Origin of the sequence: Clostridium sp. TF11-13AC (genome assembly GCF_003481065.1) — a bacterium.
Taxonomy (GTDB): Bacteria; Bacillota; Clostridia; order Lachnospirales; family Lachnospiraceae; genus Otoolea; species Otoolea fessa.
On sequence record NZ_QUKJ01000007.1, the window covers coordinates 1 to 18,565 of the forward strand.

General features: G+C 49.9%; 20 protein-coding genes and 2 tRNA genes. 21 read left to right on the forward strand and 1 reads right to left on the reverse strand.

Annotation, left to right across the window (positions count from 1 at the left end):
* The first annotated feature begins 41 nt into the window (after nt 1–41).
* The 5 genes from DXD12_RS12435 to DXD12_RS12455 all read left to right on the forward strand — a co-directional run bounded on the left by DXD12_RS12435 (nt 42) and on the right by DXD12_RS12455 (nt 1,890).
* Nucleotides 42–113, forward strand: a tRNA-Glu gene (locus DXD12_RS12435).
* A 5-nt stretch (nt 114–118) separates the two neighbouring features.
* Nucleotides 119–189 (forward strand) — tRNA-Cys (locus DXD12_RS12440).
* A gap of 206 nt (nt 190–395) precedes the next feature.
* Nucleotides 396–782 carry a thioesterase family protein gene (locus DXD12_RS12445; protein WP_022358901.1) on the forward strand — a complete coding sequence of 129 codons (387 nt, stop codon included), beginning with the start codon at nt 396–398 and terminating at the stop codon, nt 780–782.
* Between the two features lie 153 nt (nt 783–935).
* A complete protein-coding gene (locus DXD12_RS12450; protein WP_118638457.1) occupies nt 936–1,595 on the forward strand; it encodes a hypothetical protein in 660 nt (219 codons plus the stop codon).
* Between the two features lie 91 nt (nt 1,596–1,686).
* Entirely contained in the window at nt 1,687–1,890 is a 204-nt protein-coding gene (locus DXD12_RS12455; RefSeq protein ID WP_118638458.1) for a hypothetical protein, read from the forward strand.
* Here the strand turns inward: DXD12_RS12455 and DXD12_RS12460 are convergent.
* The gene (locus DXD12_RS12460) at nt 1,867–3,231 is read right to left on the reverse strand and encodes an MATE family efflux transporter (RefSeq protein WP_118472505.1); all 1,365 of its coding nucleotides are present in this window, start codon (nt 3,229–3,231) and stop codon (nt 1,867–1,869) included. The two genes, DXD12_RS12455 and DXD12_RS12460, sit on opposite strands and share 24 nt — an antisense overlap.
* A 328-nt stretch (nt 3,232–3,559) precedes the next feature.
* On the opposite strand from DXD12_RS12460, the gene DXD12_RS15855 reads away from it, so the two are divergent.
* The 16 genes from DXD12_RS15855 to DXD12_RS12540 all read left to right on the forward strand — a co-directional run bounded on the left by DXD12_RS15855 (nt 3,560) and on the right by DXD12_RS12540 (nt 18,489).
* Nucleotides 3,560–5,614: a GNAT family N-acetyltransferase gene (locus DXD12_RS15855; RefSeq protein WP_118638459.1), complete on the forward strand. Its 2,055-nt coding sequence runs from the start codon at nt 3,560–3,562 to the stop codon at nt 5,612–5,614.
* A 102-nt stretch (nt 5,615–5,716) separates the two neighbouring features.
* Entirely contained in the window at nt 5,717–6,439 is a 723-nt protein-coding gene (locus DXD12_RS12470; RefSeq protein WP_117796749.1) for an NAD-dependent protein deacylase, read from the forward strand.
* Between the two features lie 23 nt (nt 6,440–6,462).
* A complete protein-coding gene (locus tag DXD12_RS12475) occupies nt 6,463–6,657 on the forward strand; it encodes a DUF951 domain-containing protein (protein ID WP_022358896.1) in 195 nt (64 codons plus the stop codon).
* Nucleotides 6,658–6,897: 240 nt separating this feature from the next.
* Entirely contained in the window at nt 6,898–7,185 is a 288-nt protein-coding gene (rpsF, locus tag DXD12_RS12480; protein WP_107001800.1) for a 30S ribosomal protein S6, read from the forward strand.
* A gap of 25 nt (nt 7,186–7,210) precedes the next feature.
* A complete protein-coding gene (locus DXD12_RS12485) occupies nt 7,211–7,672 on the forward strand; it encodes a single-stranded DNA-binding protein (protein ID WP_022358894.1) in 462 nt (153 codons plus the stop codon).
* A 77-nt stretch (nt 7,673–7,749) separates the two neighbouring features.
* On the forward strand, nt 7,750–8,016 hold the full coding sequence (gene rpsR, locus DXD12_RS12490; RefSeq protein ID WP_022358893.1) for a 30S ribosomal protein S18: 267 nt from the start codon (nt 7,750–7,752) through the stop codon (nt 8,014–8,016).
* Between the two features lie 290 nt (nt 8,017–8,306).
* Nucleotides 8,307–9,164 carry an amino acid ABC transporter substrate-binding protein gene (locus tag DXD12_RS12495; protein ID WP_107001801.1) on the forward strand — a complete coding sequence of 286 codons (858 nt, stop codon included), beginning with the start codon at nt 8,307–8,309 and terminating at the stop codon, nt 9,162–9,164.
* Nucleotides 9,165–9,363: 199 nt separating this feature from the next.
* Complete coding sequence (locus DXD12_RS12500) at nt 9,364–10,014, forward strand: amino acid ABC transporter permease (protein WP_333489850.1); 651 nt, start codon at nt 9,364–9,366, stop codon at nt 10,012–10,014.
* Nucleotides 10,015–10,034: 20 nt separating this feature from the next.
* Nucleotides 10,035–10,799: an amino acid ABC transporter ATP-binding protein gene (locus DXD12_RS12505; protein WP_022358890.1), complete on the forward strand. Its 765-nt coding sequence runs from the start codon at nt 10,035–10,037 to the stop codon at nt 10,797–10,799.
* A 506-nt stretch (nt 10,800–11,305) separates the two neighbouring features.
* Nucleotides 11,306–11,572: a TM1266 family iron-only hydrogenase system putative regulator gene (locus tag DXD12_RS12510; RefSeq protein ID WP_022358889.1), complete on the forward strand. Its 267-nt coding sequence runs from the start codon at nt 11,306–11,308 to the stop codon at nt 11,570–11,572.
* A gap of 90 nt (nt 11,573–11,662) precedes the next feature.
* Nucleotides 11,663–12,718: a [FeFe] hydrogenase H-cluster radical SAM maturase HydE gene (gene hydE, locus DXD12_RS12515; RefSeq protein WP_243017809.1), complete on the forward strand. Its 1,056-nt coding sequence runs from the start codon at nt 11,663–11,665 to the stop codon at nt 12,716–12,718.
* Nucleotides 12,719–12,883: 165 nt separating this feature from the next.
* Nucleotides 12,884–14,311: a [FeFe] hydrogenase H-cluster radical SAM maturase HydG gene (hydG, locus tag DXD12_RS12520; RefSeq protein WP_118638460.1), complete on the forward strand. Its 1,428-nt coding sequence runs from the start codon at nt 12,884–12,886 to the stop codon at nt 14,309–14,311.
* Between the two features lie 19 nt (nt 14,312–14,330).
* Nucleotides 14,331–15,530 (forward strand): [FeFe] hydrogenase H-cluster maturation GTPase HydF, encoded by a 1,200-nt coding sequence (hydF, locus tag DXD12_RS12525; RefSeq protein ID WP_118638461.1) that lies wholly within the window; start codon nt 14,331–14,333, stop codon nt 15,528–15,530.
* Between the two features lie 476 nt (nt 15,531–16,006).
* Nucleotides 16,007–16,960 (forward strand): biotin synthase BioB, encoded by a 954-nt coding sequence (gene bioB / locus DXD12_RS12530; RefSeq protein ID WP_118492758.1) that lies wholly within the window; start codon nt 16,007–16,009, stop codon nt 16,958–16,960.
* Nucleotides 16,961–16,978: 18 nt separating this feature from the next.
* Nucleotides 16,979–17,554, forward strand: coding sequence for a biotin transporter BioY (locus tag DXD12_RS12535; RefSeq protein ID WP_118638462.1), 576 nt, complete (start codon nt 16,979–16,981; stop codon nt 17,552–17,554).
* 320 nt (nt 17,555–17,874) lie between these two features.
* On the forward strand, nt 17,875–18,489 hold the full coding sequence (locus DXD12_RS12540; protein WP_118638463.1) for a cytidylate kinase-like family protein: 615 nt from the start codon (nt 17,875–17,877) through the stop codon (nt 18,487–18,489).
* Nucleotides 18,490–18,565: the final 76 nt, after the last annotated feature.

An 18,565-nucleotide genomic window follows, 5' to 3' on the forward strand; every position in this document is an offset into this window, starting at 1 on the left:
GTAGGTTCGAGTCCTACTCGGGGAGTTTTAATTTAATATCTGGCCCCATGGTCAAGCGGTTAAGACATCGCCCTTTCACGGCGGTAACACGAGTTCGAATCTCGTTGGGGTCATTTATGGCGACATAGCCAAGTGGTAAGGCGTGGGTCTGCAACACCCTGATCACCAGTTCAAATCTGGTTGTCGCCTCTGAGGAATCATCGAAAGATGGTTCCTTTTTTTATGCCTGAAAAGCCGTATTTTACAAGGATTTTCGGGATTTCAACTGTTTGATTCGCTGTGAAGTAAGATGGCGCTATCGGATTTTCGCATCTTCTGCTATAATAGAATCATTCAAGAAACGGCATTTTAACATAGCCGCGACAAAATTATTTTATAATATGGAGGAAGCGAAAATGGCAGAAAAATTACAGGAATACAGCCTGACCTGGGAAGTAACGGATGAGATGACGGCAAAGCGAATCGGAAGCGCAGGTTCCCAAATTTTGTCTACTCCGAATATGGTGGCCCTGATGGAGGCGGCAGCGCTGGAACTGGCGAAATCGTATCTGGAGGAAGGACAGACGACGGTCGGAGCGGAGATTCACTGCCGCCATCTGGCGCCGACGCCGGTGGGAATGAAGGTAACAGCGACTGCAAAACTCCGCAGCATTGAGCGCCGGAAAATGTGGTTTGATATTGAAGTAAACGATGAGAAGGGCAAATGCGGCGAAGGGTCCCATCTGCGGATCATGGTAAATTCAAAGGCGATGAGCGACAAGGCAGCGAGCAAGGCGGAATAAGGAGTATCAGGTTTAAGTATCATGCACGGATTTTGCCGTTCTGGAATAAGGGGGAGCGGCAAAATCAGTTTGTGGTATGCCATGCGTGTGAATAGAGATAAAGAAAGGTTACTGGTCACGTGTGTGTGCAGCAACATAGAAAGAGAGGCAGCGGTGCGGACAGAAACGATAGGGTGGATCATTGGCATTTTGATTGCGGCAGCGCTTGTCTGGTGGATTTACCGCAAAATAAAGAGGAAAATACGGCAGCTGGCGAGTACGCCGGAGGTACAGGTGCTTCGGTATGTGGCAAAGCATTTATCGGAAGGTGATTTGACGCAGCCAGACGCATCCAAACCGCGTTCGCTGGCGGGAATGGACCGGCTGTGCCTGCCGCAGATTGCAAAAGATTTCCCGGAGTTTAACTGGAGCGAGTGGAAGACTCAGATCGAGACAGAATTGAGAAAAAAACTGGAAAAAGAGTATCAGAAGGTACATATCCACCGGACGGTCATCAGCCGCTATCAGAAGGAAAAAGGACTCTGCCGGATTCTGTGTGAGTCGGCGGTCGAGTATGAGGAAATGACTGAATATGAGAAAACGCCTGAGATGCAGTCAGAACTGCATTCGAATCTGATTCAGACAGTTTATGAGACGGAACTGGTGTATGTCTATGAGGATGCGAAAACAGCAGGGGCAGCGGTTTCGCTTATCTGTCCAAACTGCGGTGCACCGATTCAGAAGCTGGGGTTGAAAAAGTGTGAATATTGTGGTTCCGTGCTGGAAGTCCAGAATAAGAAGGCGTGGAGACTGCTGGAGATGCGGGAAAAGTAAGCGGGTGATCTCACGGTAGAATCCGGTGATGGGGAGAGAATGCTCCCAGATAAATTGCAGAAGAGTTTTATATGGGGGCAGGAGCTTCCTGATGGCTGCCGCGAAAGCGGACAACCATGCAGGTAGTTTCCTGCCATTTGTCTGTGCCCGGAACGGAGGGAGCTTTCAGCGAAATGCCGACACCAACCGTTCCAAGCCAGACCGCTGTTTCAGTCTGAGACTTGTCGAACTGGCGGATGGAAGTTTTAAGATCCAGATGGGAATGCAGCATTTATTCTGTTTCAACTGGATGTAAATTCATAACCAGCTTTTCCGGATGCCGCCTAATCCACCGCAATGCAATCAGGCAGATGGCAACGGAGATGAGAGATCCGATCGGCGCTGCGAGTCCCATCGGATACAGTGTTTCTGGGAAATAGCGGCAGGCAAGCCATGCCAGCGGGATGCGCGCTACCACGATCGAGATGCAGTTGTGCAGGAACGACAGCCCGGACAGTCCGCAGGCGCAGAAGAAACCGCTGCAGCAGAAATGGATACCGGCGATCATGCAGTCCAGCACATAGCTCTTCATATACTGGGTTCCGAGCCGGACAACCTCTGCCTCATCAGTAAAGAGGGAGACGGCGGCACCGGCAGCAAACTGCATGGCAATTGCGATGATCAGCCCGAAAGAAAATGTGATGCAGATCGCGTAGCGCAGCGTCTGACGGGCACGCTCAGGTTTTCCGGCGCCCAGGTTTTGAGCGGAGAGGGCGGAAACCGTGGAGAGAAGCGAGGATGGAACCAGAAACAGGATTCCGATCAGCTTTTCAACGATTCCGACCGCCGCCGCATCATTTAATCCGCGCTGGTTGGCAAACATGGTAATAACCAGAAAAGAAACCTGTATAAAGCCGTCCTGAACTGCAACTGGGATTCCGACCTGCAGGATGGAGGCTATGGTAGTCTTATGTGGATGGAGGTCACGGAGACGAAAACCCGGAAACATCCGTTTTTTAATGATTACGACCAGGGCGATCAGGACACTGCACATCTGTGACAGGGTCGTGCCGAGCGCCGCGCCGGACGGACCGAGCGAAAACACGCCCATTAAAAGGTAATCAAGCGCAATATTGATAATACAGGCGATTGCAACGAAATACATCGGACTTTTGGAGTCGCCCATGCCGCGGAAAATAGAGCTGATGATATTGTAGGCGGTGATGAACGGGATGCCGGCAAAGCAGATCATCAGATATGCCGCGGTGCCGTTTACCGCTTCCTCCGGGACAGACAGGAGCCTGATAATGCCGTGAACCGCCGTCAGCAGAAGTCCGGTCAGAAGAATGGACAGACCTGCAAATAAGGAAATCGTGTTACCGATGCCGCGCGCCGCAAGCTTCCGGTCACCCGCGCCGACCGCGCGTCCGATGAGAACCGTTGCGCCCATCGCCAGACCAACGATCATAACCGTCAGCATATGCATGACCTGACTGCCGACCGAGACCGCCGTCGTCCCATCCACGCCTCCAAACTGCCCGATAATAAACAGATCCGCCATGCCGTAGAGTGTCTGTAAAAAATAAGATAACAAATATGGCAAGGAGAAATAGATAACTGTTTTCAGCACACTGCCGGAGGTGAGATTCTTTTCCATGAATAAATCCTCGTCTTTCTGGTAAAAATAGATGACTCTGCCGTCGGCCGTCAGAAAGAAAACGCCGCAGAAATCATTTTCTGAGTATAGTTTATCAGAAATAACTATAATGTCTACAATAATTATAGAGTCAAGGGAAGAAAATCCTTGTTTTTAAGTAGGAAATTTGTGGTATAATATGAGCACTTAGCGAGGTGTTTTCGAGCTTAGTGCGAGTCATACCTAAATACTTAATGAAGCAGAGCCAAAGGCGATAGCTGAATTTAGTATTTATGGTATAATATGAGAAGGCAAATAAAACCCACTTTGATTTTACACAGGAGGTTTCATGAGTTTAGAGTTTAAAAAAATTGAAGTTAACAGTATCCAGGAGATGCTTCCGTTTTACGCGATGCGCCACAATATGACGTGCGACAGCGTATTTCTGGAGAGCTATGTCTGGAAAGATTATTATAATGTCCGCTATGCAATTTGGGAAAATAAGGCGCTTTTATGGCTGATGGAGAATGAAGGACGTTGTTTTTCCGCGATGCCGCTGTGCCGGGAGGAAGACCTGCCGGGGGCGTTTGCGGCGATTGAGGAGTATTTTAATGAAGAACTGGGATATCCGTTGGTTATCAATCTGGCGGATGAGTATGCAGTGAAATATTTAAATCTGCCGGAGGACAAATATCTGGTGGAAGAGCAGGTCGATTCGAGGGATTATCTCTACAACGGCGATGCGATGCGTTCCCTGGCGGGAAAGAAACTGCATAAGAAGAAAAACCGCGTCAACGCATTTAAGCGCGAATATGAGGGGCGCTATGAGTACCGCCGTCTGTGCTGTTCGGACAGCCACGATGTCTGGGTTTTTCTGGACCGCTGGAGACAGCAGAAGGGCGAGGAGGTCGAGGAACATCTCGATTATGAGGTAAAGGGCATTCACGATATTCTGAAAAATTGTTCAGAATTCAGCATCCACATGGGCGGCGTGTATATCGACGGTCAGATGGAGGCATTTACGATCGGAAGCTACAATCCGGTGGAACATATGGCGGTTATCCATATTGAGAAGGCAAACCCGGAGATCAACGGTCTGTACCAGTTTATCAACCAACAGTTCCTGATAGAGGAATTTCCTGAGGCTGAGTGGGTCAACCGCGAGGACGATATGGGATTAGAGGGACTCCGGAAGGCGAAAATGACGTATTATCCGGCGGATTATGCACGCAAATATCTGGTAGAACAGCTGTTAAACGGCAGCAAGGGCTATCACTGGGCGGAGCAGATCGCCAATACGACGGCGGGAAGTGTGCTGACGTATCTGGACGCGGAGGATAAGGACGAGACGAAGCATCTCTGGCATATGTGTTTCCCGGAAGATTCGGAGAGTTTTATCGAGTATTATTATAAGGAAAAGACGAAGGATAACGAGATTCTGGTGAAAAAGGATAATGGACTTCTGATTTCGATGGTGCAGTACAATCCGTATGCGGTGAAGCTGCGTGGACGCCTCTGGAAGCTCGATTATCTGGTCGGGGTGGCGACCGAGGAGAGCCGCCGCCGCGAAGGACATTTCCGGGACGTATTTGTGAAAATGCTTCACGACGAGGAGGCAGCCGGAAAGCCGATCACGTATCTGGTCCCGGTCAACCCGGCTGTGTATGCGCCGATGGGATTTACCTTCATCGGAAATGTGGCATCCTATGAGCTGACCGAGAAGGCGAAACAGACGCTGACGCGCACGGTGTGCCAGGATACTCCGGAGGACTGCGGGCGGGCTGCCGTCTATATGGAACAGTGGCTGGGCGCACGGTATGAGATGTATACGCGCCGGGATGCGGCGTATGTGAGCCGTCTCATCAAGGAGCTGGCTTCTGAAAATGGCACGTTGGAATTTCTGGAACAGGACGGCAGGCTGGTTGGCCTGGATGCCTACTGGGGCTGGGAAGTCCGTGAACACCGGCTTTTGTATGCGGAGGACGCATACACGGTCAAGACGGGCGAGAAGCCGTGGAATATGGCGCGCCTGACGAATATCGGGGCGCTGCTGGCGGCATTTGGCTTAAAACAGGCAGAGCAGCAGGGAGAAGAAAAACGTATGCTCACACTGGGCATCCGTATGAATGATCCGATTCTGGAAATGAACAACGGTGAGTTTGTCTGGACGATTGGGGAGACAGGTTCCAGCCTGAAGGCGCGGAAACCGGAGCCGGATACCTGCGGCTGCACGGAAAATGTTTCCATATGGCTGGAGACGAAGCCGGAAGAGCTGGTGAGCTGGCTGTTTGGCTGCCGGAAAGCGGAAGAAATCTGGGGCGGACAGCTTGAAAATAAGGGGCTGGCAGAGATTCTGGCACAGGTGGATACGGTGAACGGCGTGTATCTGGATGAGATCGTGTAGAGTGCGTGCTGTAATTGTATAGGATAGAGAATGTGCTGATTTCATGTAAACTAATAGCAACCGCTTTTATGTTTTCAGAAAAAGGAGAGGAGAGTGCGTCAGATGGGAGAGACAGACACATTAAAAAAATGGATTAATGAGTCAAATTATATTGTATTTTTTGGCGGGGCGGGTGTTTCGACCGAGAGCAATATCCCGGATTTTAGAAGCACGGACGGGCTGTACCATCAGGAGTATGACTATCCGCCGGAAACGATTTTAAGCCACAGCTTTTATATGAGAAAGCCAGAGGAATTTTACCGGTTTTACCGCAATAAGATGCTGTTCCCGAATGCAAAGCCGAACCGGGCGCATCTGGCGCTGGCGAAGCTGGAGCAGGAAGGAAAGCTGAAAGCGGTCATTACCCAGAATATCGACGGGCTGCACCAGGCAGCAGGCAGCAAAGAGGTGCTGGAGCTGCACGGATCGGTGCTCCGCAACCATTGTACGCGCTGCGGCAGGTTTTACGGATTGGATGATATTTTGAAGATGAAGGGCGTGCCGAAGTGCGGCTGCGGCGGCGTGATCAAGCCGGATGTCGTGCTGTATGAGGAAGGACTGGACAATGAGGTAATTGAGCGGTCAATTGCCCATATCCGCAAGGCAGATATGCTGATCATCGGCGGTACCTCGCTGGTGGTGTACCCGGCAGCGGGGCTGATTGATTATTATCATGGAAATAAACTGGTTCTGATCAATAAATCAGCGACCTCGCGCGATGGTCAGGCGGATCTGGTTATCAGCGACAGCATCGGGAAGGTGCTGGGGGACGCGGTCGGAGTATAAGGTAGTAACAGGGGAGAGAGGAAATGGTATACGAGGTTGGAGATATTGTAAAACTCAAAAAGCCGCACCCGTGCGGCAGCCATGAGTGGGAGATCCTGCGGGTCGGCGCGGATTTCCGTTTGAAATGTGCCGGCTGCGGGCATCAGGTGATGATGGCACGACCATTGGTGGAAAAGAGTACCAGAGGACTGAAAAAAGCGGGAGAGAAGTCCGAATAAGAACGGCGGGTGGGCGTACAGATGCAGGCAGCTTCATGATCTGGCAGTCAGTAAAAGAATGCAGTAAGAAGGGGCAGAAAGCCCGGAAAAAACGAGAAAATTTACATAGAAAATCTCGAAAAAGTGCTTGCCAAGCCGTTCCTTTTTTGGTATCATAGATATTCGGTAATATATAACACAAAAATCCTTACTCCCTGCTGGAGTCAGGGGGTCAGTGACCACAAGGAGGTAAGAAAGAGCATGAACAAATATGAATTAGCAGTTGTTCTTAGCGCAAAACTCGAGGACGAAGAGAGAGCCGCAGCGATGGAGAAAGTAACAGGTTACATCACACGTTTCGGCGGTACAGTAACTGACATTGATGAATGGGGCAAGAAGAGACTTGCTTACGAGATTCAGAAAATGAAAGAAGGATTCTACTACTTCGTACATTTCGAGTCTGATTCCGTATGCCCGAATGAGGTGGAGAACCACATCCGCATCATGGAGCCGGTTATCAGATACTTATGCGTAAGACAGGATGCGTAAGAGTAGATAAAGAAAGAGTGATCGTATGAATAAAGTAATTCTGATGGGCAGATTAACGAGAGATCCGGAAGTGAGATACTCTCAGGGCGAGAGAGCTATGGCAATCGCCAGATACACGCTGGCAGTAGACCGCAGAGGCCGCAGAGGCGGAAACGGAGACGACAGCGCACAGACAGCGGATTTCATTCCGTGTGTTGCATTTGACAGAGCAGGCGAATTCGCTGAGAAGTATTTTCATCAGGGAACCAAGCTCGTAGTAACCGGAAGAATTCAGACTGGCAGCTATACCAATCGTGACGGCCAGAAAGTATATACGACAGAAGTGATTGTAGAGGATCAGGAATTTGCAGAGAGCAAGAATGCGGCATCTGGCAACAGCGACGGCGGTTACCGTCCGGCAGAGCGCCCGGCTCCGTCCAGCGCAATCGGCGATGGATTCATGAATATTCCTGATGGAGTAGAAGACGAAGGCCTTCCGTTCAACTAGGTTCGGGAATCGGTCCCCCGGCGGACGGAGTGCGCGAGAGCGCCATCAGGCTGATGTGTGTGAAGGAGGAAAGACCAATGGCATTCAATAAAGGCGATAAAACAGACGCTTCCAAGATCAGAAGAGGCGGTATGCGTAGAAGAAAAAAAGTTTGTGTATTCTGCGGCGAGAAGAACGGCGAAATCGATTACAAAGATACAAATAAATTAAAGAGATACGTATCCGAGAGAGGAAAAATCCTTCCGAGACGTATCACTGGCAACTGTGCTAAACATCAGAGAGCTCTGACTGTAGCTATCAAGAGAGCAAGACATCTGTCCTTGATGCCGTATGTTTGCGAGTAATCCTTGTAAAATAAGGGTTTTTTAAGGGTAAAGGAAGATTTTTACTCAAATTTCACTCAATTATTGAGGATAAAAATGATTGGGATTCCATGTGAGAGATCATGTGGGATCCCTTTTTGTATAATAGGAAATTCCATAGAATTCCCTATTACACAAAAAGACAGATTTCAAAAATAAGTGCTTTACAAAAACGCTTTAGTATGCTAATATGGTAGCATATTAAAAAGCGAGACGGAAACCGGCAAAGGGAGAACGGCTTCCACTGTCTGAAAATGAGGAGGACACCAATTATGAAAAAGAGATTTGTGAGCGCAGCGCTGGCTGCAGTAATGGCACTTTCCATGACCGCATGTGGCAGCAGCAACAGCGCAGCAGAGACAACCGCAGCAGACACAGAGGCGGCTGAGAGCCAGGCAGAGGAAACCACCGCAGAAGAGGCGAAGACAACCGACGGCGGCACTCTGATTGTTGGTTTTGATCAGGATTTCCCGCCGATGGGATTTGTAGGCGATGACGGCGAGTACACCGGATTTGACCTGGAGCTGGCACAGGAAGTTGCAAAACGCCTGGGTCTGGAATATAAGGCACAGCCGATTGCCTGGGATTCTAAAGATATGGAGCTTGAGTCCGGCAATATCGACTGCATCTGGAATGGATTTACGATGACGGGTCGTGAGGATGATTACACCTGGACTGAGCCGTACATGGCAAACCAGCAGGTATTTGTCGTAGCCAATGATTCGGATATCAGCAGCCAGGCGGATCTGGCAGGCAAGATCGTAGAGGTTCAGGCAGATTCTTCCGCAGAGGCAGCTTTAAAAGAGGCACCGGAACTGACCGCTACTTTCAAGGAGCTTCTGACAACCGCTGATTACAACACCGCATTCATGGATCTGGAGCAGGGCGCCGTTGATGCCATTGCGATGGACGTAATCGTAGCAGGCTATCAGATTCAGCAGAGAAACGCTGATTTCAAGATTCTGGACGATTCCCTTTCTGAGGAAGAATACGGCGTAGGCTTCAAGAAGGGCAACACCGAGTTAAGAGATAAAGTTCAGAGCACTCTGGAAGAGATGGCAGAGGATGGAACCTTACAGGAAGTTTCTGAGAAATGGTTTAGCAAAGACGTAACTACCATCGGCAAATAGTAATTAATTGTTGATTGTAAAAACGAAACATTATTAAATAATAGGAATAGGGACGGCTGTGAATGATTTCATGGCAGTCCCCATTCGCGGTTTATGTGTTTAACTGTGAAGTCACAGCACATTCCGTTACCGGGCACGTATGCGTGAACAGTAACGAATCTACATTTTAGAAAGCAGGTATGGGATAATTATGGGTAAGATGACACTCCAGCAGATGATTACACAGCTTGCGGGTGGTATGGCAGTCAGCACACAGATTTTTGTGATCACACTGCTATTTTCACTTCCGTTAGGACTCGTGATCGCGTTCGGGCGTATGTCGAAGAACAAGCTGATCCAGACGATTGTAAAAGTATATATTTCGATTATGCGAGGCACACCGCTGATGCTGCAGCTGATGGTGGTGTATTTTGGACCGTATTATCTGTTCCGCATCAAAGTCGGCAGCAGTTACCGTCTGTGGGCTACCTTCATCGGTTTTGTCATTAACTATGCGGCATATTTTGCCGAGATTTACCGCAGCGGCATCCAGTCGATGCCGGTCGGACAGTATGAGGCAGCGGAGATTCTGGGTTATGGAAAGGCACAGACCTTCTTCAAGATCATCCTGCCGCAGGTAATCAAGCGGATTCTTCCGTCGGTGACGAATGAGGTCATCACGCTGGTAAAAGATACGTCTCTGGCGTTTACGTTGAGCGTGGCGGAGATGTTCTCAATCGCCAAGGCGCTGGCGGCATCCCAGACGAATATGATGCCGTTTGTAGCAGCAGCCGTCTTTTACTACATTTTCAATCTGGTTGTGGCAGTTGCAATGGAATGGATTGAGAAAAAGCTGGATTATTACCGATAGAAGCGGGAGGAATGTGGAAAATGAACTTGTTAGAATTAAATCATGTGGAAAAATCATTCGGCGATCTGTCGGTTTTAAAGGATATTTCACTGAGTGTGAGCGAGGGCGAGATCGTGTCCATCATCGGACCGTCCGGTTCGGGTAAATCGACGCTTCTGCGCTGCGCGACGATGCTGGAGACGATGGATCACGGCGAGATCGTATATTTAGGAAAGAGAGCAGCCTGGACGGGCGCGGATGGCAAGGTCAGCTATGCGGATAAGAAGGACATGAAGGAGATCCGCAGCCAGTACGGTCTGGTATTCCAGAATTTTAACCTGTTTCCGCACTATTCTGTGCTGAAAAATATCACAGACGCGCCGATCCATGTGCAGAAGCGCGACAAGGAGACGGTTTATAAAGAGGCGCGCGAGCTTCTGAAAAAAATGGGTCTGGAGGATAAGGAGGACTATTATCCGTACCAGCTCTCCGGCGGTCAGTGCCAGCGTGTGGCGATCGCCCGTGCATTGGCACTGAATCCGAAGATTCTGTTTTTCGACGAGCCGACCTCCGCACTAGATCCGGAGCTGACGGGAGAAGTATTGAAGGTTATTAAGTCGTTAGCGGATCTGCACATCGCGATGGTGATTGTTACCCATGAGATGGCGTTTGCGAAAGATATTTCCCACCGCGTGATCTTCATGGCAGACGGACTCATCGTCGAGGAGGGCGCGCCGGAGAAGGTGTTTGCTTCGGATAATGAGAGAACGAAGAGCTTTTTGGGACGGTATGGGAAGATTCTGTAAGAAATAATTAGGAAAATGGAAGATGGGCGTTGCTGGTTTTGGAGTGGAAAATCGGCGACGCCCGTTTTTTATGGGGAAGCATTTTATGGGGAAGCATATAAGTCTTATTTGCAATTTTACAGTAAATGTGATACGCTTTTATCAAGTATTCCGATTTGCGAGGCAGTAGATACCTTTCAAAAAGGAATGGAACAGAAATAATCGAGTGTTCCGGTGATGCTGGAAGTGGTGAAAAGCGATGCTGACGTTTGAGACGGGTCTTGAAGGAAAGGGGAGCGGTTCATGGAGATTCGTATACCCTTTTTGAGATGGATGGAGTCCGCGTCTGCGCGGGCTCTTTTTGATCCATTTGCTCTATAGAAAGGCGGGGCTGGAAAAAGTGGTGCCTGTGGATGGAAGATTTTGCAGGACAGGATCGCAGCATGGTTTTTAGCGGAGATATTTGAAATGGTATCTGTTGTAGAGAAAAATTTGGACAGATAAACAGGAAGATATGAGGGAAAAACATGGAGACAGAATCAAGAGTTGCCGTGATCGGTATTGTGGTCGATCAGACGGGAGATACGGAAGAGTTGAATAAGGTGCTGCACCAGTACGGGCAGTATATCGTAGGGCGGATGGGGATTCCTTACCACAAACGGAACGTGAATATTATCAGCGTCGTGATTGACGCGCCGGGTGATGTGATCAGTGCGCTGTCCGGGAAGCTGGGGATGCTGCGGGGGATTTCTTCGAAGGCGCTGTATTCGAAGGCGCCGGAAGCACAGGAATGAAAACGAGGTGACGGAATGGCAGATTTTACACGCGCGGGGCTTCGACCGTCTGACTGGTGGCGGGAGGCGGTCCGTCCAGGCGCTGAACAGATAGAAACGATTACAGAATTAAAGAGATTGATTGACCGTCTGGAAGCGGGGGAGTCCCTGACGGAGGATGAGTGGGTCAGTCTGATCGAGGGACGTTCACCGGAGCTGGCGGACTACCTCTTTGAAAAAGCGCGCTGCATCCGGGAAAGAGAGTACGGAAAAGCGGTGTATGTGCGGGGACTCATTGAGTGCAGCAATTATTGCAAAAACGACTGTCTTTATTGCGGCATCCGAAGGAGCAACCGAAATGCAAGCCGATACCGCCTGAGTCGGGAGGAGATTCTTTCCTGCTGTGAGAATGGTTATCAGCTGGGATTCCGCACCTTTGTTTTGCAGGGCGGTGAGGATCCGGCGATGACGGACGACTGGGTGATGGAGATGGTGCAGGCGATCCGGGCAGGATTTCCAGATTGTGCGATTACTTTGTCGCTCGGAGAAAAGAAGTATGATACGTTGAAACGCTGGAAAGAGGCAGGGGCGGACCGGTATCTGCTGCGCCATGAGACGGCGGACGCGTGCCATTACGCGAGCCTGCATCCGGCAGAGATGTCATTTGAACACCGGATGCAGTGCCTGCGTGATTTAAAGGCGCTTGGATATCAGACCGGATGCGGTTTTATGGTCGGTTCGCCGCACCAGACGGCGCGCTGTCTGGCGAGAGATATGCGTTTTATCGAAGAACTGGATCCGGAAATGGTGGGAATCGGTCCGTTTATTCCGCAGCACGACACTCCGTTTGGCGGGGAGGCGGCGGGAACGTTGGAAGAGACATTGTTTCTTTTAGGGCTGCTTCGCCTGCTGAAGCCGAAAGTGCTGCTTCCGGCGACGACGGCGCTCGGAACGATTCACCCGATGGGGCGCGAACTGGGGATTCTGGCAGGCGGAAACGTCGTGATGCCGAACCTGTCTCCGGTCGGGGTGCGCGCCAAATATATGCTTTATGACAATAAAATCTGCACGGGAGACGAGGCGGCGGAGTGCGTCAGCTGCATGAAGCGGCGCATGGAAAGCATCGGGTACGAGGTAGTCGTCGACCGGGGAGATTATAAGGGGTAAAAGCCTGCGATTTGGTTTGTTGGCATCGAAAGATGCTTACAGATAAATAAACTGACGGGGAAGGAGGCGATTGGCGGCTGGTTATGCTGGCATTTTTGAAATTGAAAATGCCGGAGGAAAACATGGCAGCTATCATCCTGACCTGTAAGAAAAGGAGAAGAGACTATGAGTTACAATTACAACCCATCATCCAAAAAGGCAGAGGAATTTATCAACCATGAGGAAATTTTAGAGACTCTTTCCTATGCCGAGAAGAACAAAAACAACGTGGAACTGATCGATCAGATTCTGGCGAAGGCGCGGCTTCGAAAAGGGTTGAGCCACCGTGAGGCGGCAGTGCTTCTTGACTGTGAGATTCCGGAAAAGGTGGAGGAGATCTTTGAGCTGGCACGTCAGATCAAGCAGGATTTCTATGGAAACCGGATTGTCATGTTTGCACCGCTATATCTGTCGAATTACTGCGTGAATGGCTGCGTGTACTGTCCATACCACATGAAAAACAAGCACATTGCCAGAAAGAAGCTGACGCAGGAGGAAATCCGGCAGGAGGTAATTGCGCTTCAGGATATGGGACATAAACGTCTGGCGCTGGAGACGGGCGAGGATCCGGTTAACAGCCCGATCGAATATGTGCTGGACAGTATCAAGACAATTTACAGCATCAAGCATAAAAACGGGGCGATCCGCCGGGTCAATGTCAATATTGCGGCGACGACGGTGGAGAATTACCGGAAACTGAAAGAGGCGGGAATCGGAACGTATATCCTGTTCCAGGAGACGTACCACAAGGAGAGCTATGAGCGCCTGCACCCGACGGGACCAAAGCACAATTACTGTTATCACACGGAGGCGATGGACCGCGCGATGGAGGGCGGCATCGACGATGTAGGAATTGGCGTTTTATTTGGTCTGGAGTTGTACCGGTATGAATTTGCAGGACTTTTGATGCACGCGGAACATCTGGAGGCAGTTTTTGGTGTTGGTCCGCACACCATCAGCGTGCCGCGCATCCGCCGGGCGGACGATATCGACCCATCGACCTTTGACAACGGCATCAGCGACGATATTTTTGAGAAGATCGTAGCCTGCATCCGGGTGGCAGTTCCGTACACGGGCATGATTATTTCAACGAGAGAGAGCAAAGCCTGTCGGGAGCGGGTGCTGCGGCTGGGCGTATCGCAGATCAGTGGCGGTTCCCGCACCAGTGTCGGTGGATATGCAGAGGAAGAGCCGGAGGAGGAAAATTCGGCGCAGTTCGATGTGAGCGACAACCGGACACTCGACCAGGTGGTTCGCTGGCTGATGGAATTAGGTTATATCCCAAGCTTCTGTACGGCGTGCTACCGGGAAGGACGGACGGGCGACCGCTTTATGAGCCTTTGCAAGAGCGGGCAGATTCAGAACTGTTGTCATCCGAATGCGCTGATGACGCTCAAGGAGTATCTGGAAGATTATGCGGCACCGGGGACGAAAGAGATTGGAGAGAAGCTGATTCAGGCGGAGATCGGTTCGATTCCGAAAGAAAAAGTGCAGGAGATCGTGAGAAAAAATCTGGTTGAAATTGAAAAGGGGCAGCGGGATTTCAGGTTTTAACTAAATCAGGAGGATCAAAATGGGAATGAATGAGACGCCGTCCGGCGAGCGGGTACATATCGCGTTTTTTGGACGGAGAAATGCGGGAAAATCGAGTCTGGTCAATGCGGTGACCGGGCAGGAGCTGGCGATTGTGTCGGACATCCGGGGGACGACGACCGATCCGGTCTATAAATCGATGGAGCTTCTGCCGCTCGGTCCGGTGGTTATCATCGACACGCCTGGAATCGACGATGAGGGCGAGCTGGGCTTAAAGAGAGTTGGCAAGACTCGTCAAGTCTTAAATAAGGCGGATCTGGCAGTCCTGGTGGTGGATGCGGTGGAAGGAATCAGCAGCTGGGAAGAAGAGATGATCCGGCTGTTTGAGAAGAAGGAAATCCCGTATCTGGTGGTTTACAATAAGATGGATTTGCTGACGGGAAAATCGGAACAGGAACCGGTTGTGGAACATACCGCCTATGTGAGTGCCCGGACGAGAGAAGGAATCCAGCAGTTAAAAGAGCAAATGGCACGTCTTACGTCACAGGAGACGGATGAAAAACGGCTGGCTGCTGATCTAGTAAAACCGTTTGATACGGTAATTCTGGTTGTTCCGATTGACAAGGCGGCGCCGAAGGGGCGGCTGATTCTGCCGCAGCAGCAGGTCATCCGGGATCTGCTGGACATCGGTGCGATGCCGTTTGTCTGCCGGGAAAGTGAACTTTCGGAGACGTTTGCAAAATTGAAAGAAGCTCCGGCATTGGTAATCACGGACAGCCAGGTATTTCCGCTGGTAGACCGGCTGACGCCGCCGCAGGTGCGTCTGACTTCCTTTTCCATTTTGTTTGCGCGGTATAAGGGGGATCTGAAACAGGCAGCGGAGGGCGCCAAAGCGCTGGAAATGATACAGGACGGAGATCCGATTCTTATTTCTGAGGGCTGTACGCATCATCGCCAGTGCGGTGACATCGGCACGGAGAAGCTGCCGGACTGGATCCGCCAGTACACGGGAAAAGCGCCGGAGTTTCATTTTACATCGGGAACGGAATTTCCAGAGGATGTGTCCGGTTATAAGCTGATCGTTCATTGCGGCGGCTGTATGCTGAATGCGCGGGAGATGAAGAGCCGTCTTCGCAGCGCTGCCGATCAGGAGATCCCGATGACCAATTATGGGATTTTGATTGCCTATATGAAGGGAATTTTGAAACGGAGCATGGGGGCACTGGAGCCGGTCAGGTAGGCAATTTTTAATGGATTTTTGCGCGTGGCTGTGAAGATACTGAACAGTTACGAAACTTAGAAATAAAGGCTGACAAAGCTGCTGGACGATGGGAATGCCTGTCGGACAGCAGCTTTGTTTCATTGGAAATTCCTTGGAATTCCCTATTACACAAAAAGGTACTAACGTGCCAATGATGCGCACTCATGCGAAGATGTAGGTTGTCGCAAGCGACCGCGCGAGACGCCCGGATGCGCCAAGGCACATTTTTTTGCTGCCATGAGTATGGAAAATAGCTGGAGGATATCTGGAAAAATGCAGGTTTTTTGGATTTAGCAGATGCCAGAATGTAAACTATATTAATCTGGTATGTTGACATTTAAAAATCAACGGTTTATAATAGCGAAAGTTAGCTAAATGAGAAAAATAGGATGTTTTTTAAGTTGGACCGAAGGATAACCAAAAAAGTGTTTTGATTTTGATAAGGAGTAGAAGATATGAGTTTACAACTGGCAGAAGAGATTATAAAGGGACGCCGTCTGAAACGGGGCGAGGATTTAAGCTTTTTATTGAGTGAGGATCTGGATGAGCTCTGTGCGGGGGCTGATAAAATCCGAAAGGAGCTCTGCGGCAACCATGTGGATCTGTGTTCTATCATTAATGGACGAAGCGGACGCTGCGGCGAGGACTGCAAATTTTGCGCGCAGTCAGCCTGTCATCATGCGAAGGTGGAAGAATATCCATTTCTGGAGCCAGAGGAGATTCTGGAGGACTGCAAGCGTCATGAGGCGAAGAAGGTACATCGGTACTCCATCGTGACGGCGGGACGTGCGCTGACGGGAGCGGAGATGGAGAAGGCGCTTCGGGCATACCGCGCTATGAAGAAGGAATGTAAGGTAGAGCTCTGCGCCTCCCACGGACTTCTGTCACAGGAAGATTTCAACCGTCTGAAAGAGGCGGGCGTGGGACGGTATCATGCTAATATTGAGACTTCCCGGAGAAATTTCCCGAATATCTGTACCACACATACATTTGAGGACAAGCTGGAGGTCATCCGGCGTGCGCAGGCGGCAGGACTTTCCGTTTGTTCCGGCGGTATCATCGGCATGGGAGAAACCTGGGAAGACCGGATCGACATGGCAATCACGCTGAGCGAGCTTGGAATCAAGTCAATTCCGCTCAATATCCTGCGTCCGATTCCGGGCACGCCGCTGGAACATCAGGCAGCGCTTTCGGAGGATGAGATCCTGCGGACGATTGCTATTTTCCGCTATATCAATCCGACTGCGATGGTCCGTCTGGCAGCAGGACGAAATTCAATGGAACATTCCGGCGAACGGGCATTCCGCTCCGGCGCGAATGCAGCCATCACCGGAGATATGCTGACAACCTCCGGAAACCGCATCAGCGAGGACCAGGAGATGCTGGCGGCGATGGGTTTCACATTATAAAAAAGGAGCATTCATATCATGAGTAAAATACTTTCCGCAGAAGCGGAGCATAGACCTTACTTTACAACCAAACGGATGGCGCTGATTGGCGTGATGACGGCGGTAACCTGTATTCTGGGACCGCTCTCGATTCCGCTTCCATTCAGCCCGGTTCCGATTTCCTTTACAAATCTTGCCATTTATCTGGCAGCATATGTGCTGGGAATGAAAGCCTGCACGGTGAGTTACCTGATTTATATGCTGCTTGGCATGGTGGGCGTTCCGGTATTTTCCGGATTTACAGCAGGAGTCGGTAAGCTGGCAGGACCGACCGGTGGCTATCTCGTCGGATTTATCCTGATGGCGCTGATTGTTGGATTTTTCGTGGATCATTTTCCGGGCAAAGTAGCCCTGCATATCGTTGGCATGGTACTGGGACTGGCGATTTGCTATATTTTCGGAACGGTATGGCTGGCAGGTCAGCTTAACATGACCTTTGTAGCCGGACTGGGTGTGGGCGTTATCCCGTATCTGCCGGGCGATGCAGTCAAAATCATTTTCACAGCTTTGATCGGACCGAAGCTGCGCCGCGAAATTTACCGCTTAGGAGAGTAAAAAGCGTCTGGCTGTAAAAATGACTGTTTAGATAAAATGATATTTAAAATGAAGGACAGATGGGTGAAAGTGGAATACATAAAACGCTTTCATCCATCTTTTTTTGCTGAATGAAACGAAGAGGTTGGTTCACATTTTATAGAAACTAAGAAGAAAAGAAAAAATAAAGGTAAAAGAAAACAGAAATAATCACATATATGGAATAAAATACAGAAAAATAAGAAGTGAGTGTGACTAAACTTGAACAATTCCAGGGTGTGTGTTATACTAAAGACAGAAAAAAGAGGGAGATTCCGGAGGAACAGGGAGGAGGCAGTTGTATGGAGAAAAAGATTATCACTATCAGTCGTGAATATGGAAGCGGAGGTCGTCAGATTGGTCTGGCTGCCGCTAAAAAACTGGGAATGGAATTTTATGATAAGGAATTGATCGATGCTGCTGCGAAGGAGATCGGTTTTCCAGCGGAAATTATTGCAGATCGTGAGCAGCGTCTGACAAACAGCCTGCTTTACAATTTTGCGATGGGAACTTTGTATGGACTTTCCTATCCGAAGGAGCCGAAGCTCAGTGAACTGCCATTGACAGAGCAGATCTATGTGGCGCAGAAGAAGGCGATCGAGGAGGCGGCAAAGCGCGGAAGCTGCGTATTTATCGGAAGATGTGCTGATTATATTCTGAGAAGCCGTCCGGATGTACTGCGTGTCTTTGTTTATGCGGATCGTGATATTCGGCTCCGCCGCGCGATTGACGAATATGGGGATCTGGAAGAGCATATCGATGAATTTATGCACCAGACCGACAAACGCCGCCGGATCTACTATGAAAACTATACGAATCAGCGCTGGGGCGACAGAGAAAACTATGATCTGATGCTGAACAGCGGAGATTTGGGAATTGAGAAGTGCGTGGAGTTGATTTGCCAGGCGGTGAAGTAAAAGAAGAGTGGCATTTATAGTTTCATGCAGTCGATATGAGGATATCTAAGATAACAGATGCAAAGAAGATGATTGA